The sequence below is a fragment of the Streptomyces sp. NPDC006624 genome (genome assembly GCF_040611555.1).
In the GTDB taxonomy this organism is placed as follows: Bacteria; Actinomycetota; Actinomycetes; order Streptomycetales; family Streptomycetaceae; genus Streptomyces.
This window is the reverse complement of record NZ_JBEXOM010000032.1, coordinates 17,296-30,587: the sequence shown is the minus strand read 5'-3', so window position 1 is coordinate 30,587 and position 13,292 is coordinate 17,296. Positions and strand designations below refer to the sequence as shown.

Below are 13,292 nucleotides of genomic sequence, written 5' to 3'. Positions count from 1 at the left end.
TGCCCTTCCTCCCATACGGGGCGCAGGCGCGCGGTGTTCACCGCAGGAGTGATCTCTTCAGCCGTGAGCCGTCAGCCGTGAGCCGTGAGCCGTGAGCCGTCAGCCGGCGACCGGGTCGGCGAGCAGGGCCCGGCTGCGCGCGTCGCCCCAGACCGAGGCCGGATCGACGTAGGGCCGCAGCAGGGCGGTCAGGGCCGGGTCCGCGCGCCCGTTCAGCTCGTCGGATGCGATCTTGCGGGCGATCCCGGCGAGGAAGTCCGCCACCTGCACACGCGCGTCGTCCCGTGCGACGACCAGCCGCACCCCGGCCAGCCCCACCCCGGCCCGGCGCGCCGTCTGCTCGATCCAGGCGATGCGGTCCGGGGTGAGCATGTTCTGCCGGTCGTGCACCAGCGTCACCGGCCGGCCGTCGCCGCTCCAGAGCGCGGCGGTCCGCACGATCGCCGGGAGCAGCGGGTTGAGCACGGGGATCAGGGGCGGGCCGTCCGCGCACCCCGCCCGGTAGGACTCGGCACGCGGCCGGGTCGCGGCCAGCCGCTCCAGGATCCGCGCCGCGTCCGTCCCCGGATGGGCGCGGGCGAGGGAGTCGGCCGTGCCGTAGAAGATCTCGACCGGGTCCCCGTTGGGGCGGACCCGCAGCAGCCGGTTGGCCGCGTCCAGGAACGCCCGCCAGCCCTCCTCCCCGAACGTCCGGCGGCCCTCCCGGAACAGGGTGACGGCCCCCTCCGGGTCGTCCAGCAGCAGGCTCACGGCCCGGTCCACCACGAAGTACGTCTTCTCCATCAGGTGCACCCGCGCCCGCCCGTGGATCGGCCCGTCCGTCGCCAGCAGCCACTCCAGCACCGCGCGGTGCTTCTCCCGCAGCAGATGGTTCGCCTTGTACTCCTCCGCAGGGGACCGGATCCGGTCCCGGGTCTCCCGTACCGCCGCCGCGGCGGCCGTCACGGACAGCGACACACTGGCGTGTGCGAACACGTCCGTGTTGCCGCCGGTGAGGTTCTCCCCGTCCGACCCGGACTCGTCGCAGGCGATCTCCAGGCAGGGACGCGCCGCCCCTGCCCGCTCCCCGTCGGCAAGATTCCCGCTCACTGCACGGCCCCCTATCGTGTGCCCATGACCAGGATCCCGCACGAGACGTCCGGTGAACCGAATCCTCTGCAGGCCCTCTCGCTCGATGACCTCCGTAGGCGTACGAGCATGAAGTGGCGCACCTATCCCCAGGACGTGCTGCCGCTGTGGGTGGCCGAGATGGACGTGCCGCTCGCCGGACCCGTCGTCCGTGCCGTCACCCGCGCGATGGAGCTCGGCGACACCGGCTACCCGGCCGGTACCGCCTACGCCGAGGCGCTGGCCGCCTTCGCGGCGAAGCGGTGGGACTGGGACGGGATCGCCGTGGAGCGCACCGCGATCGTGCCGGACGTCATGCTGGGCGTCGTCGAGATGCTGAAGCTGGTCACCGGGCCCGGGGACGCGGTGGTCGTCAACCCGCCGGTCTACCCGCCGTTCTACGACTTCGTCGCGCACCTGGACCGGCGGGTGGTGGAGGCCCCGCTCGGGCCGGAGGGGCGGATCGACCTCGACGTCCTGGAGGGGACGTTCCGGCGGGTCGTCGCGGACGGGCGGCGGGCCGCGTATCTGCTGTGCAGCCCGCACAACCCGACCGGCACCGTGCACACGGCCGAGGAACTGACCGCCGTGGCCGCGCTCGCCGGGCGGCACGGTGTGCGGGTCGTCGCCGACGAGATCCACGCGCCGCTCGTGGTGGGCGGCGCGGGCTTCGTGCCGTATCTGAGCGTGCCGGGCGGTGGGCGCGGCCTGTCCCTGATGTCGGCGTCGAAGGCGTGGAACCTGGCCGGGCTCAAGGCGGCCCTGGCGATCGCCGGGCCGGACTCCGCCGCCGACCTGGCCCGGATGCCCGAGGAGGTCGGGCACGGCCCGAGCCATGTCGGCATCCTCGCCCACACCGCCGCCCTGCGCGACGGCGGCGCCTGGCTGGACGACCTGCTGACCGGCCTCGACGCCAACCGGCGGCTGCTCGCGGAACTGCTGGCCGAGCACCTGCCCGCGATCCGCTACCGCCCGGGCGACGCCACCTACCTCGCCTGGCTCGACTGCCGCGCACTCGGACTCGGCGACGACCCGGCCGAGACCTTCCTGCACCGCGGCCGCGTCGCCCTGAACTCCGGGATCCCCTTCGGCACCGGCGGCACCGGCCACGTCCGCCTCAACCTGGCGACCTCGCCGGAGGTGATCACGGAGGCGGTACGGAGGATGGCGGCGGCGGTGGGCTGAGCACCGGCCCGCCCTCCCCGCCCCTGTCGCCACAGCGGCCTGCCGTCGGGACTGCGTGCCGGAAACGTAGACTGCCCGTCATGGACACAACCGCGCTGGACAAGCTGGGCGAAGGCAAGTACCTGCTGGTCACGAGCTACCGCAAGAACGGTACGCCGGTGTCCACCCCCGTCTGGGTGGTGCGCGACGGGGACGCGCTCGGCGCCTGGACCGCGGCCGACTCCTGGAAGGTCAAGCGGATCCGCAACCGTCCCGACGTCCTGGTCGGGCCCTGCGACCTGCGCGGCAACCCCACCGGGGACCAGGTACCCGCGACGGCGGAGATCTGCGACCCCGCGACCACCGCGCGCTACCGGCGGCTGCTCGCCCGCAAGTACGGCGTCATGGGCCGGCTGACCCTGCTGGGCAGCCGGCTGCGCCGGGGCCTCGACGGCACCGTGGGCATCCGGATCACCCTCACACCCTGAGATCCGGCAAGCACTTTCCCTCGGGGCTCGGCGTCGCCCACGAGGCCCACGGCGGCGACCCGCGCATGCGCGACGCGCTGCCCGGCCCCGTCGGCCCGGACCGGCCGACGGGCTCCGCGGCGGTGACCCGTGCGGCGGCCACCGCACGCGACGGAGCGCCGGCCCTGACCGTGGGCCTGGCGGCCGACCGGAGCTTCGAGACCGGACGGCCCGTGCGCACCGGCACCCTGTTCACGGACTTGGCGACCGCCTGAGGCTCCGTCAGCTCCAGGCCCGGTACGGCTCGTCCAGCAACTGGAAGACCGGCTCGCCCCGTACCGGGTCCTTGGCGGTGGACAGCCGTACGCGGTCGCCGCTGTGGATGCCGATCGGCGGGCCCATCACCCGGCCGCGCACGATGAAGCCCTCGGTCATCTCGACCAGGGACACGTTGCGCGCCGCGGGCGTGTTGCGGTGCACCACCGTGGAGTGGCGCACCGTGCCCGTGCCCTCGCTGCGTTCGGTGCGCAGATCGGCACCCCGGCAGACGGGGCACAGCAGCCGGTGGTACATGGCGGTGCCGCACCAGGTGCAGCGCTGGAAGAGGAGGGCGTCCCTGTCCGCGCCCTTCGGGTCGAGGAGACCCGTCGCGGGGCCGGCTGCCTGCTGAGCGACGCTTCCTGAGGGGTGGTACACGCTGGTCAACTCCCTGCACTCGGCCGGAAATCCGTGGGCGCGGGCGACCGCGCACACGGGTGCGCGGTTCGCCGTGCCACCGTGCACGCAGCACAGAGTATGGCACTCAGTGCCACTCGTAAAGGCACTCCGTACCCTCAAAATGCGGAGGCTCAGCCGCGCCCCAGCGTCGACTCGATCTCCTGCACCACCCGCCACAGCGGCGCCCCGCGCCGCGAGACCACGACCACCACGTCGTCGGGCTCCTCCCCGGCCGGAGGCGCCGGCACGTCCCCGAACGAGGACTGCACGTACGCCAGCGCGTGGTCCACCGCGGCGTCCGCCTCGCCCCGCCCGTCCGAACGCAGCCAGGAGCGCAGCGCGTTGTTGTGCGCCGCGACCACGGCCGCCGCGATCACGTCGGCCTGGAGCGTCCCGTCCCGGCGGGCCGCGAAACGCCGGCGCAGATACGCGGCGAGGGCGCGCTCGTAGCGCCACACCACCGACAGTTCGTAGGCGCGCAGCCCGGGGACCTCCTTGGTGAGGCGGTAGCGCTGCACGGAGAAGGTCGGGTTCTCCGCGTACATGCGCAGCACGAGCCGGGCCGCGTCGCACACCCGCCGCACGGGCTCGTCGTCGTCCGTGCCGGCGGCCAGGAAGGCCGTCATGTCGGCCAGGCACCGCTCGTGGTCGGGGAAGACCACGTCCTCCTTGGAGGGGAAGTAGCGGAAGAACGAGCGCCGCCCCACCCCGGCGAGCGCCACGATGTCGTCGACGGTGGTCTGCTCGTACCCCCGCTCCAGGAACAGCTGGAACGCCGCCGCGACCAGGGCGTCCCGCATGGGCGGCTTCCCGTTGCCCGCGTCGGCTTTCTCGGAGCTCATGAGCGCGAACGTAGCACCCGGAGGGCCCCACATGGCACTCAGTGCACTGTTCAGGAGGTACTGAGTGCTCTCCGGCGCCGGCCGGACCCCCGTTGAGTCGCCTGCGCCCCGGCCGCGTATCTAGCGGCAGGACGATCCTCGACGTCGGGCACCCGCGCGCCCGGACGGAAGGAGAGCAGCGTGTCGACACCGTCCGGGCCCGGGCGGCCGCACGACGGCCCGCCCCTCGAACCCATCCGCGTCCTGCGGCCGCGCCGCACCGACGCGCTCGCGGAGCTGATGCGGGAGTACCACGAGGAGACGGACCGCGCGGCCGGCGCACCCGGCGGCTACGAGTCCGTTGCCCTGCCGAGGCCGCCGGCCGGCTCCGAGGCCCTCACCCAGGAACTGCCGCCCGTCGCCCCCTCACCCGGTCCCACCCACGGACCCTTCCACGCCCCCTCCCACGGAGGGGACCGCGCCGGGCGCCCCGGAAGCGGACTGCGCCGCGCCGCCGTCGCCCTGGCCGTCGTGGCCGCCGCGGTGATCGGCTTCGGCGGCGCGCTGCTGCTCCGGGAGAGCGGGACCACCGAGGACGACGCCGCACCCGCCCCCCGGCCCACACCGTCCGCCGCCGCCCCCGAACCCACGCCCACCCCGCCCGCGACCGCGCCCGTGGACCCCGACGGCGCCGGCACCCTGCGCGAGGGAGCCACCGGGCCCGAGGTGACCGAACTCCAGGAACGCCTGCTGCGCATCCCCGACGTCTACCGCGACGGCTCCACCAGCGGCCGCTACGACCCGACGCTCACCGCGGCGGTCGCCCGCTTCCAGCTCTGGTACGGCATCCGCGGCGACGAGACGGGCGTCTACGGCAACGACACCCGCGCCGCACTGGAGTCCCGCACGGCACCGGTCACCGGCTGACCGGCACCACGGGCTGACCGGCACCACGGGGTGTCCGGCACCGCGCTCGCCGGTGTCGCCCGCGGGGGCGGTCGGTGCCGCGCGCCGGTGTCGACCGCGGGGCGGTCGGTGCCGCGCGTCGCCCGGCCGCGGCAGTGATGCGACCATGGCGGGCATGGACGAGTTCGTCGACCGGCTGAACCCCGACATGTGCCTCGTCACGGCCGCCGCGCGAGGGGAACGGGCCGGCTGCCTGGTCGGATTCGCCTCGCAGTGCTCGCTACGGCCCGTGCGGTTCGTGGTCTGGCTGTCCGAGCTCAACCACACCTTCCGGGTGGCCCGCACCGCCGAGGTCCTCGCCGTGCACCTGCTCACCCGCGAACAGCACGGCCTCGCCGAGCTGTTCGGCGGCCACACCGGCGACGAGGAGGACAAGTTCCGGGACGTACGGCTGCGCGAGGCGTACGGCGGGGCCCTCGTGCTGGAGGACGCGGCGGCCTGGTTCGTCGGCCGGATCCTGACGCGCTGCGGCGGCGGCGACCACATCGGCTTCGTCCTCGACCCGGTCGAGTGGGGTGCGCGCACGTCCTGCGACGGTCCCCTGCTGCGCCTCTCCGACACCGTCGACATCGCACCCGGTCACCCGGTCGACTGACGTCGCCCCCCGGCCGTCGAACGCCCGGCAACAGCTCGGAAAAGCACGGCAGCCGCGGGCCCGCGCTGCCGCACCCTGGGCGGGGGCGGCGCACGGGCCGCCCGCTCCGCCGCGAACCGAAGGCCAACCCCATGAACGGCTCCCGCATCCCCGGCCTGGTCCTGCCCGTCCTGTTCCTGCTGGCCGTGATCATGGGGCTGTGGTGGTACTGGCGGCACCGCGGCGACTCGTGAACCCCGGCACGGCCCGCCCCGAGCGCCCCTACCCTTCCCGCACCTCCGGCACCCGGACGTCCACGACGCACACGTCGTCCCGCCGCTCCTGCGGCAGCATCTTCGCGAGCAGCGGCCCCAGTGACGCCGGCGCGTCGGCGTGCGGCGCCGCCACGGCCTCGGCGAGACGCTCCAGGCCCCGGTCGATGCTCTCCGGCGGATGCTCGACCAGGCCGTCGGTGAACAGGATCAGCCGGTCACCCGGTTCGAGACGGCACTCGGCCTCCTCGTAGACCGGCGCTGCGGAGGCGCCGAGCAGCATGCCGCGCGGGCGGTCCAGGTACCGCACCTCACCGCCGCGCAGCAGCAGCGGCGGAGTGTGCCCGGCCTGCGCCCAGACCAGCCGGCGGTCGCCGGGGGAGTAGCGGGCCATCACCATCGTGGCGGTCGCGTAGGTGTCGCGCGAGTGCAGCAGCAGCGTGCTCAGCCGGTGGAGGGCGCCGGTCAGCGAGGAGCCCGTGAGCACCATGCCCTTGGCGGTGAACCGGAGCTGGGCCATGGTGGCGACGGCGTCGACCCCGTGCCCGGCGACGTCCCCCACCACCAGCAGGGCGTCCCCGTCGGGCAGTTCGAAGGCGCTGAACCAGTCGCCGCCGACGTGCACCCCCGACTGGGCGGGCAGGTACGCGACCTCGACGCGCAGCCCCGCCAGATGCACCGGCCGGTTGGACATCGGCAGCAGCGCGTGCTGGAGCCGGGAGGCCAGGGTCCGCTCCGCCCGCAGCACGTCGTGCTGTGTGACGATGGCCCGCTCGCTCTCGATCAGGGCCAGCTCCGCCCGCCGCCGGGCCGTCATGTCCTGCACGAAGCCCTGCACCTCGACCGGTGTGCCGTGCGTGTCGGTCACCGCCTCGGCCGCGAGCCGCAGATGCCGGATGCCGCCGTTGGTCCGGATCCTGAACGGTACGTCGAACGCCCGCCCCTGCTGGACGAGTTCGCCGACGGCACGGGTCAGCGCGGGGGTGTCCTCGGGCAGCGCGAGTTCCGGCACCCCGGTCAGGGGGACCGGGCCGCGCGAGGGGTCCCGGCCGAGGAGGGCGAACACCTGGGTCGACCAGGAGGCCTCCTGGGAGGCCAGGTTCCACTGCGCCCAGCCGAGGCTGCCGAGCCGCTGCAGGTCCGCCAGCCGCTGTTCCTGCCGGTCGGAGGAGCCGCGCCGGACCCAGGAGACGACCAGCGCGTCGCCCAGCGGCGCCACCCGCGCCGTGTACGTGAACAGCTCGGCGACGCCGTCCACGACCTCCTCGTGTGCGAACGGCTCGCCCTCGTACCGCTCCCCGGTGGCCAGGACCCGTACCAGGCCGCGCCACAGCGGCTCCGCAGGAAGGGCGGGCCGGAACTCCAGCAGCCGCCGCCCGGCGGGCTCCTCCCCGGCGCGGCCCAGCAGGTCGCCCGCCTGGGCGGTGGCGGCCTCCACCCGGAAGTCCTCGGGTTCGCCGGAGACGGAACGCAGCGGCGTGAGCAGCATCGCCGCGACCGGCAGCGCCTCGAACAGCGCCTGCACCGCGTCCGTGGCGGCGTCGGCGGACCGCTCGGCCGGGGTGTCGAAGGTCCGCAGCCGGCCGGCGCACAGCAGGGCGACCCCCCGCAGATGCGCGCGGTCGCGCGGGGTGAAGACACCGTCCCGTCCGCGCAGCACGCCGATGCAGACCTCGGCGGAGCCCGCGACGCCCACGGGCAGCCAGGCGCGCGAGCGCCACCGGTCGGGAGGGTCGCCTATCAGCAGGTACCGCCGCTCGTCCGCGGCGTGGTCCTCGAGCCAGCGCGGCTCGCCCGCCCGCAGTGCGTCCAGCGCCGCGATCCCGCTCAGTGGCGGTACCTGGCTCCACTGGGCGGCCAGCTTCTCGTCGACACCCGCGTGCCCGGTCAGCTCCAAGCCGCCGTCGGCCCGGCGGGCGTAGATCAGGATCGCGTCGGCCGCCATGTCCGTCGAGAGGTGCTCCAGCAGGCACCGTGCCAGATCCTGCGGCGTCATCACGCGGACGAGGGCACGGGCGAGGCGGCCCAGGGCGGCGGCGACGTCGTCCGGCGCGGCGGCACCCTCCAGGGCGGCGGCCTCCGTGCGGGGTGTCCCGGCACCGGCGGACCCGGCCGCCTCGCCCGGGGCGTGCCCGGCGGGCGCCAGGCCGCCGAGCGTGATCCAGCACTCCTCCAGCAGGGTGTGACGGGCCGCCTTGGCCTGCTCGCGCAGCCGCTCGCCCGCGGCGTCGGCGGGACATCCGGTCAGGGCCATCACGGCGCCCTTGGCGCGTTCCACCACGGCCGACGTCGCCGCCTGGTCGCGCAGCCGGTCCAGCTCCGCGCGCTGCCGGGCGACGATCTTGGCCAGTTCGACCAGGTCCGGTGCGGCCCCGGGCTGCTCCGGTGTCACGGGCTCGCTCGTCACCCGTCGAGCATTTCACACCTGGCCCGATTCGAAGAGCGCTGTGCGGGCGGGAGCCGCTCGGACGCCACTCTCGCCTCATGCGTCCCGTAGGCCCGCCCGGGAGGACCGTCAGTCGCCGTTGCGCGGATACAGCCACTGCCGCAGCAGCCGGCTCAGCCGCGGCATCACGAGGTACGTCAGCACCGGCAGCAGCACCAGCGGGAACACGGCGGCCCGCAGCGGCAGCGGCCAGCCGGCGGTGTACGGCGTCACGAGCCACTGGATCAGCAGCACGAAGGGGTAGGCGCCGAGCAGGGTCGTCAGCACCATCTTCCAGCGGGGCGGCGCCTGCACGGTCGTGCCCGGCAGGCTGAACCAGGTCTCCATGCCGGTCGTCGACTGGCGCGCGCTGCTGACCTCGGTGGCGATGTCCTGGATCCGCCGGTGCCAGTGGGCCCGCTCCTCGGACTCCAGCCAGGCGGCGAGCCGGTACCGGTCGGACCAGCGCAGCACCGCGTGGTAGCGGTGCCCGTCCTCGGGGGTGAGCCAGGAGACGCCCTCGTTGCCCGGGAACCGCCGGGCGCAGCGGGTGATGCCGCGCGTCCACTCCTCGAACTGCGGCTCCCGGCCGGGGCGCACCTGCCAGGTCAGAACCGTGGTCACCGGCTCCGCGCGGCGCGCTTGCGTGGTGCTCATCGCATTACGCGTGCCACGTACGCCGCGGGTCATGCCTCCCGGGGCGTCACGCGTGGCGGTGGGCCTCGACCAGGGCCTGGGTGACGACCCGGACGCTGCGCGCGATGTGCTGCAGCTGCATGACCTCGGCCGCGTACAGCTTGATGGTGTGCTCGATGACGCCTTCGTGCAGGCCCAGCCCGGGAAGGTCGGCGCGGGCGGTCTGCAGGGCGGTGCGGGCCACCCGGATCTCCTGCTGGACCTGGATCTGGGCGTGCCGGGCGAGGAGGACGGGGTGGCGGACGAACACGGGGTATCCGGCGTAGCGCGCGGGCACCAGCTCGCGCAGCCACTTGGCCGCCGAGCGCTCCCAGTCGTAGCTCCCGGGGGTCTTCACCTGGCAGGGCCAGTCCGGGCTGATGCGCGTGGACGTCAGGGGCATGATCATCGCTTCCGGGTGTGCGGCGTCGTGAGGGTGGACGACGGGTCGGGGCGGCCCCGGCCTAGGGGATGACCGGGGCCGCCACGGACACCCGGGACGCCGGAGCGGGTAGGACCCGGCCTCCTCGGGTGCGGAACGGATCCGGACGAGCCGGGTCGCGATCCGTGAGCAGTATTTATATATGCCTTCCGGTTTGCAAGACGCATGAAAACATTCATGCGCGCTTTGTTGCGGGTGGTCCCGTGGTGCGCCCGGAGGCGGAGCGCTCAGTCCTTCAGGAAGAAATGGTGCTGGTCGGCGACCTGCTCGTACTCCTCCAGGCGGGCCTGCGTCCGTTCCGGGTCGGCGTCCGTCATCGCCTGCAGCAGCGCCGAGCACATCACGCCCGGGGCCGCGTAGGAGTCGAAGACCAGGCGCGAACCGGTGCCGGTGGCGAAGGCGACGTCGGCCTCGTCGGCGAGCGGCCCGAGGGCCAGGTCGGTGATCAGGGCGACCTTGAGCCCGGCGCCCCGCGCGACCCGCACGGCCGTCAGGGTCTCCTGGGCGTGCCGCGGCATCGAGAACGCCAGCACCCACGTACCACCCGCCTCACGTGACTGCAGCAGTGCGTCGTAGGCGACGCTGCCGCCCCGCGTCACGAGCCGTACGTCCGGGTGGATCCGGCGCGCGGCGTAGGCGAAGTACTCGGCGAGCGACACGGAGATGCGCAGGCCGAGGACGGTCAGGGGCGTGGAGGAGGACAGCTTGCGGCCGATGTCGATGACCGCGTCCGGGTCGGCAAGGTCGCGCCGCAGGTTCTCCAGGTTCTCGATCTCGGCGTCGACCGCCGCCTGCAGCTCGTTGCCCCGGTGTTCCTCGGCCGGGCCGCCGGCGAGGGTGCCGAGCGCGATCGACTGCAGCTTCTCGCGCAGGGCCGGGTAGCCGCTGAACCCGACCGCGGAGGCGAACCGCGTCACCGACGGCTGGCTCACCCCGACCCGGTCCGCGAGATCCGTGATCGACAGGAACGCCGCCTCGGTGATGTTCTCGATCAGGTACTGCGCGATGCGCCGCTGCCCCGGGGACAGCCGGGGCCGGTCGAAGAGAGTGCGCAGCTGGGAGGACGGGGAGACCTCCGTCTCCGGGTCGGTCTTCCCCGAACTGATCGCGGATGCCTGTGCGCGTGCCTGCTGCGGCGATGGCACCGGTGCGCCTCCTTCGTCTCCCACGGACGTTCAACATAGCTCACGCACCGTAGTGACCAGCGGCTTCTTCGCTGGTGCACATGAGCCGCCCGCCGGGGGGATACCCGGACGCCGGGCGGGAACCCGCCGCCCCGAGATCGCGAGAGGAGCCATGACGATGACCGTCCCCGAGGAGAACCGTCCGAAGACCGGGACCACGGACGAGGTCCTGGAGCAGCACGACGAGAACCGCGACCGGCCGGCCGGCGCGACCGGGCGCACGATGCGCGAGGCCCTGGAGGAGGCCGAGGTCCGCCCCGACGACTTCGACGAGCGGTAGCCCGCCTCCCGGAACCGCAAGCGAACCGACGAGCTACCGGCAGGTGAGGCCGCATGGGCGCACTGAGTGCGCTGGAAGAGACACTGGAGAACCGATGGGAGGCGCTGTGGGCCCGCATCCGCGACCGCGAGCCGGTCGAGGTCCTGGAGGCCCTGCGCCGCGAGTGCGACGGCAACGCCGTGGTCTCGTGCGAGGGCCGGGTCATGGTCCCCAACGCCTACGACGTGGAACTGCCCGAGGACGTGCACGAACACCTGGCCCGCAGCGGCACGGACGTGGGCCAGGCCCTCACCGACAGCCTGGCCCGCCACGCGGAGCGCCGCGGCTACGAGTGGGCCGGCCCGCTGGCGGTCCACGTGGCCCGGTGCCCCGAGGTGCCCAACGGCCGCTACCGGGTGTCCAGCAAAGTCATGCCGCACGTCAGCGCGGACGGCTTCTTCCGCGCGACGCACTGAAGTACCGCACGCCGCACGGCACCTGACGGGTACTCAGCGGCGATAGACCGTGATCGAGTGCCCGACGTGGTCCACGGGGCGGCTGCCGCCGATGAGTCCGGCCAGCCGCCCCGTGGCCTTCGCCGCCGCGGAGTCCGAGACGACCAGCAGCCCCCGCACCTCGCGGAGCGGCACCCGCCGGGGATCGCAGGCCTCGATCCCGTAGAAGGCTGGAACCCCGCTGCCCTTGTACACCAGCCACACCCGCTCGCCCGGATACCGCTCCCGCAGCCGCTCGGCGAGCCGCCCCAGGTCCTGCCCCCAGTCCACGTTGGAGTCGTGCAGCCACTCCCGCGTCCGGCCGGGCCCCCCGAACGCCTCGTTGGAGTACGGCAGGTAGTAGGGGAACGTCCGCAGCGAACTGACCGCGGTGAACGCCACCAGCAGGGCCGCCCCGGCGGACGCCCACCGCCGCCGCAACGCCGTCACGCACCCCGCCGCCACCGCGAGGAACAGCGGCAGGAACACGGCGTACCGGGTCCCGAAGTCCCGCGCCCCCTGCATGGCCGCCGCCAGCAGCACCACGGGAGCGGCCAGCACGTACGGCGCGGCGGGCCGCAGCCGCCGGATCGCCACCGCCGCCGCCGCCCCCGCCGCCCACAGCGCGAGCATGCCCAGCGGTGTCTTCACCAGCAGCGCGGCCGGCAGGTAGTACCAGAGCGAGCCGTCGTACAACCGCCCGAACAGGAACCCCTGCCACGGCCGGTTCTCCAGCGCGAACTGCATCCGCATGCCGTCCCGGTAGGCCTCCGGGAACGGAAGGAGGTGCACCAGCAGGCCCCGCAGTCCGCGCACCACGGGCACCGGCTGCTCCGGATCCCAGCGCAGCCGCGGATCGACCATCAGGTACACGGCCCAGACGACGGCGACCGCGGCCACGGCCACCATGGCCGCCGCGGCGACCGCCCGCCCGAGCCGCCTGCCCGCCGAGGACGCCCGCCACACCGACACCGCGGCCAGCGCCATGACCACCGGCACGGCGGGCAGCGCACTCATCTTCGTGGCCAGGGCGGCACCCAGCGCCGCCCCCGCGAGCGGCACGTACGTCCGGGGCCTCACCCGGGCCCGCCACGTCAGCCACACCGACGTCAGCACGAACCCGGCGGCCGGGACGTCGAGCGTGGCGAGCGACCCGTGGGCGATGACGTCGGGGGAGAAGCAGTACAGCGCGAGCGCCGCCAACGCCGCGTACCGCCCCGCCAGTTCACGGGCGAAGGCGAACACGACCAGCCCGAACAGCAGTGTCAGGGCGATCACCGGGAGCCGGGCCCACAGCATCAGCCGCCAGGGATCGTTGCCCGACTCGTACAGCAGGTGCCGCCCCAGCCGCCCCTGGTCCCCGGTGAACCCCGTGCCGGCCCGCGGATCCGCGAGGACGGCACCCGCGCCGATGACGAGCTTGCCCAGCGGCGGATGCTCGGGGTTGTGCCGCAGCCGGTGCTCGCGCACGTACTCCACGGCCGCGCCCACGTACACCGGTTCGTCGATGGTCGGCGTCTGCCGCACCGCCGTCGTGACCATCGCGAAGGCCATCTGCGCCAGCAGCAGGACCACCGCGAGCGCCACCGGCCACCGTCCGCCGGGCCACCGTCCGCCGGGCCACCGTCCGCCGGGCCACCGTCCGCCGGGCCGCCGCCGCACGGCGCCGGCCGGTGCCGGGGGAGGAAGCGGCACCGGCCGGGGCACGGCGGGGGCGGTCCACAG

General features: G+C 74.2%; 15 protein-coding genes. 7 read left to right on the top strand and 8 right to left on the bottom strand.

What is annotated here, in order from left to right; translation table 11 throughout:
* Positions 1–99 precede the first annotated feature (99 nt).
* Positions 100–1,089: a hypothetical protein gene (locus tag ABZY20_RS34805; protein ID WP_356447137.1), complete on the bottom strand. Its 990-nt coding sequence runs from the start codon at positions 1,087–1,089 to the stop codon at positions 100–102.
* 24 nt (positions 1,090–1,113) lie between these two features.
* On the opposite strand from ABZY20_RS34805, the gene ABZY20_RS34800 reads away from it, so the two are divergent.
* From ABZY20_RS34800 to ABZY20_RS34790, 3 genes are all read left to right on the top strand, one after another.
* Complete coding sequence (locus tag ABZY20_RS34800) at positions 1,114–2,292, top strand: aminotransferase class I/II-fold pyridoxal phosphate-dependent enzyme (protein WP_356447135.1); 1,179 nt, start codon at positions 1,114–1,116, stop codon at positions 2,290–2,292.
* Positions 2,293–2,372: 80 nt separating this feature from the next.
* Positions 2,373–2,759 carry a PPOX class F420-dependent oxidoreductase gene (locus ABZY20_RS34795; RefSeq protein ID WP_356447134.1) on the top strand — a complete coding sequence of 129 codons (387 nt, stop codon included), beginning with the start codon at positions 2,373–2,375 and terminating at the stop codon, positions 2,757–2,759.
* Between the two features lie 65 nt (positions 2,760–2,824).
* Positions 2,825–3,013 (top strand): hypothetical protein, encoded by a 189-nt coding sequence (locus ABZY20_RS34790; RefSeq protein WP_356447132.1) that lies wholly within the window; start codon positions 2,825–2,827, stop codon positions 3,011–3,013.
* Between the two features lie 7 nt (positions 3,014–3,020).
* On the opposite strand, the gene ABZY20_RS34785 is transcribed toward ABZY20_RS34790, so the two are convergent.
* Both ABZY20_RS34785 and ABZY20_RS34780 read right to left on the bottom strand, forming a co-directional pair.
* The gene (locus ABZY20_RS34785; protein WP_356447196.1) at positions 3,021–3,434 is read right to left on the bottom strand and encodes a zinc ribbon domain-containing protein; all 414 of its coding nucleotides are present in this window, start codon (positions 3,432–3,434) and stop codon (positions 3,021–3,023) included.
* A gap of 152 nt (positions 3,435–3,586) precedes the next feature.
* Complete coding sequence (locus tag ABZY20_RS34780; RefSeq protein WP_356447130.1) at positions 3,587–4,297, bottom strand: TetR family transcriptional regulator; 711 nt, start codon at positions 4,295–4,297, stop codon at positions 3,587–3,589.
* Positions 4,298–4,477: 180 nt separating this feature from the next.
* Here ABZY20_RS34780 and ABZY20_RS34775 point away from each other — a divergent pair, with 180 nt between their 5' ends.
* Positions 4,478–5,203, top strand: a complete 726-nt coding sequence (locus tag ABZY20_RS34775; protein ID WP_356447128.1) for a peptidoglycan-binding domain-containing protein — start codon at positions 4,478–4,480, stop codon at positions 5,201–5,203.
* Positions 5,204–5,348: 145 nt separating this feature from the next.
* Positions 5,349–5,837 (top strand): flavin reductase family protein, encoded by a 489-nt coding sequence (locus ABZY20_RS34770; protein WP_356447126.1) that lies wholly within the window; start codon positions 5,349–5,351, stop codon positions 5,835–5,837.
* 261 nt (positions 5,838–6,098) lie between these two features.
* Here ABZY20_RS34770 and ABZY20_RS34765 read toward each other — a convergent pair whose 3' ends face one another.
* The 4 genes from ABZY20_RS34765 to ABZY20_RS34750 all read right to left on the bottom strand — a co-directional run bounded on the left by ABZY20_RS34765 (position 6,099) and on the right by ABZY20_RS34750 (position 10,775).
* Positions 6,099–8,495: a SpoIIE family protein phosphatase gene (locus tag ABZY20_RS34765; protein ID WP_356447124.1), complete on the bottom strand. Its 2,397-nt coding sequence runs from the start codon at positions 8,493–8,495 to the stop codon at positions 6,099–6,101.
* A gap of 108 nt (positions 8,496–8,603) precedes the next feature.
* Positions 8,604–9,170 carry an antibiotic biosynthesis monooxygenase gene (locus tag ABZY20_RS34760; RefSeq protein ID WP_356447123.1) on the bottom strand — a complete coding sequence of 189 codons (567 nt, stop codon included), beginning with the start codon at positions 9,168–9,170 and terminating at the stop codon, positions 8,604–8,606.
* A gap of 46 nt (positions 9,171–9,216) precedes the next feature.
* Positions 9,217–9,597, bottom strand: a complete 381-nt coding sequence (locus ABZY20_RS34755) for a hypothetical protein (protein WP_356447121.1) — start codon at positions 9,595–9,597, stop codon at positions 9,217–9,219.
* Positions 9,598–9,857: 260 nt separating this feature from the next.
* Complete coding sequence (locus ABZY20_RS34750) at positions 9,858–10,775, bottom strand: MurR/RpiR family transcriptional regulator (protein ID WP_356447119.1); 918 nt, start codon at positions 10,773–10,775, stop codon at positions 9,858–9,860.
* Between the two features lie 151 nt (positions 10,776–10,926).
* Between ABZY20_RS34750 and ABZY20_RS34745 the strand changes: the two genes are divergently transcribed.
* Together ABZY20_RS34745 and ABZY20_RS34740 are read left to right on the top strand one after the other, a co-directional pair.
* Entirely contained in the window at positions 10,927–11,094 is a 168-nt protein-coding gene (locus tag ABZY20_RS34745; protein WP_356447197.1) for a hypothetical protein, read from the top strand.
* A 53-nt stretch (positions 11,095–11,147) separates the two neighbouring features.
* On the top strand, positions 11,148–11,549 hold the full coding sequence (locus ABZY20_RS34740) for a DUF3662 domain-containing protein (RefSeq protein WP_356447117.1): 402 nt from the start codon (positions 11,148–11,150) through the stop codon (positions 11,547–11,549).
* Between the two features lie 33 nt (positions 11,550–11,582).
* Here the strand turns inward: ABZY20_RS34740 and ABZY20_RS34735 are convergent, their stop codons facing one another.
* Positions 11,583–13,121 carry a phospholipid carrier-dependent glycosyltransferase gene (locus ABZY20_RS34735; RefSeq protein WP_356447194.1) on the bottom strand — a complete coding sequence of 513 codons (1,539 nt, stop codon included), beginning with the start codon at positions 13,119–13,121 and terminating at the stop codon, positions 11,583–11,585.
* Positions 13,122–13,292: the final 171 nt, after the last annotated feature.

Coding starts and splice junctions, on each gene's coding strand:
- ABZY20_RS34800 (WP_356447135.1), top strand. CDS start 1,114: ATGACCAGGATCCCGCACGAGACGTCCGGTGAACCGAATCCTCTGCAG.
- ABZY20_RS34795 (WP_356447134.1), top strand. CDS start 2,373: ATGGACACAACCGCGCTGGACAAGCTGGGCGAAGGCAAGTACCTGCTG.
- ABZY20_RS34790 (WP_356447132.1), top strand. CDS start 2,825: ATGCGCGACGCGCTGCCCGGCCCCGTCGGCCCGGACCGGCCGACGGGC.
- ABZY20_RS34760 (WP_356447123.1), bottom strand. CDS start 9,170: ATGAGCACCACGCAAGCGCGCCGCGCGGAGCCGGTGACCACGGTTCTG.
- ABZY20_RS34780 (WP_356447130.1), bottom strand. CDS start 4,297: ATGAGCTCCGAGAAAGCCGACGCGGGCAACGGGAAGCCGCCCATGCGG.
- ABZY20_RS34740 (WP_356447117.1), top strand. CDS start 11,148: ATGGGCGCACTGAGTGCGCTGGAAGAGACACTGGAGAACCGATGGGAG.
- ABZY20_RS34755 (WP_356447121.1), bottom strand. CDS start 9,597: ATGATCATGCCCCTGACGTCCACGCGCATCAGCCCGGACTGGCCCTGC.
- ABZY20_RS34770 (WP_356447126.1), top strand. CDS start 5,349: ATGGCGGGCATGGACGAGTTCGTCGACCGGCTGAACCCCGACATGTGC.
- ABZY20_RS34745 (WP_356447197.1), top strand. CDS start 10,927: ATGACGATGACCGTCCCCGAGGAGAACCGTCCGAAGACCGGGACCACG.
- ABZY20_RS34735 (WP_356447194.1), bottom strand. CDS start 13,121: ATGGCCTTCGCGATGGTCACGACGGCGGTGCGGCAGACGCCGACCATC.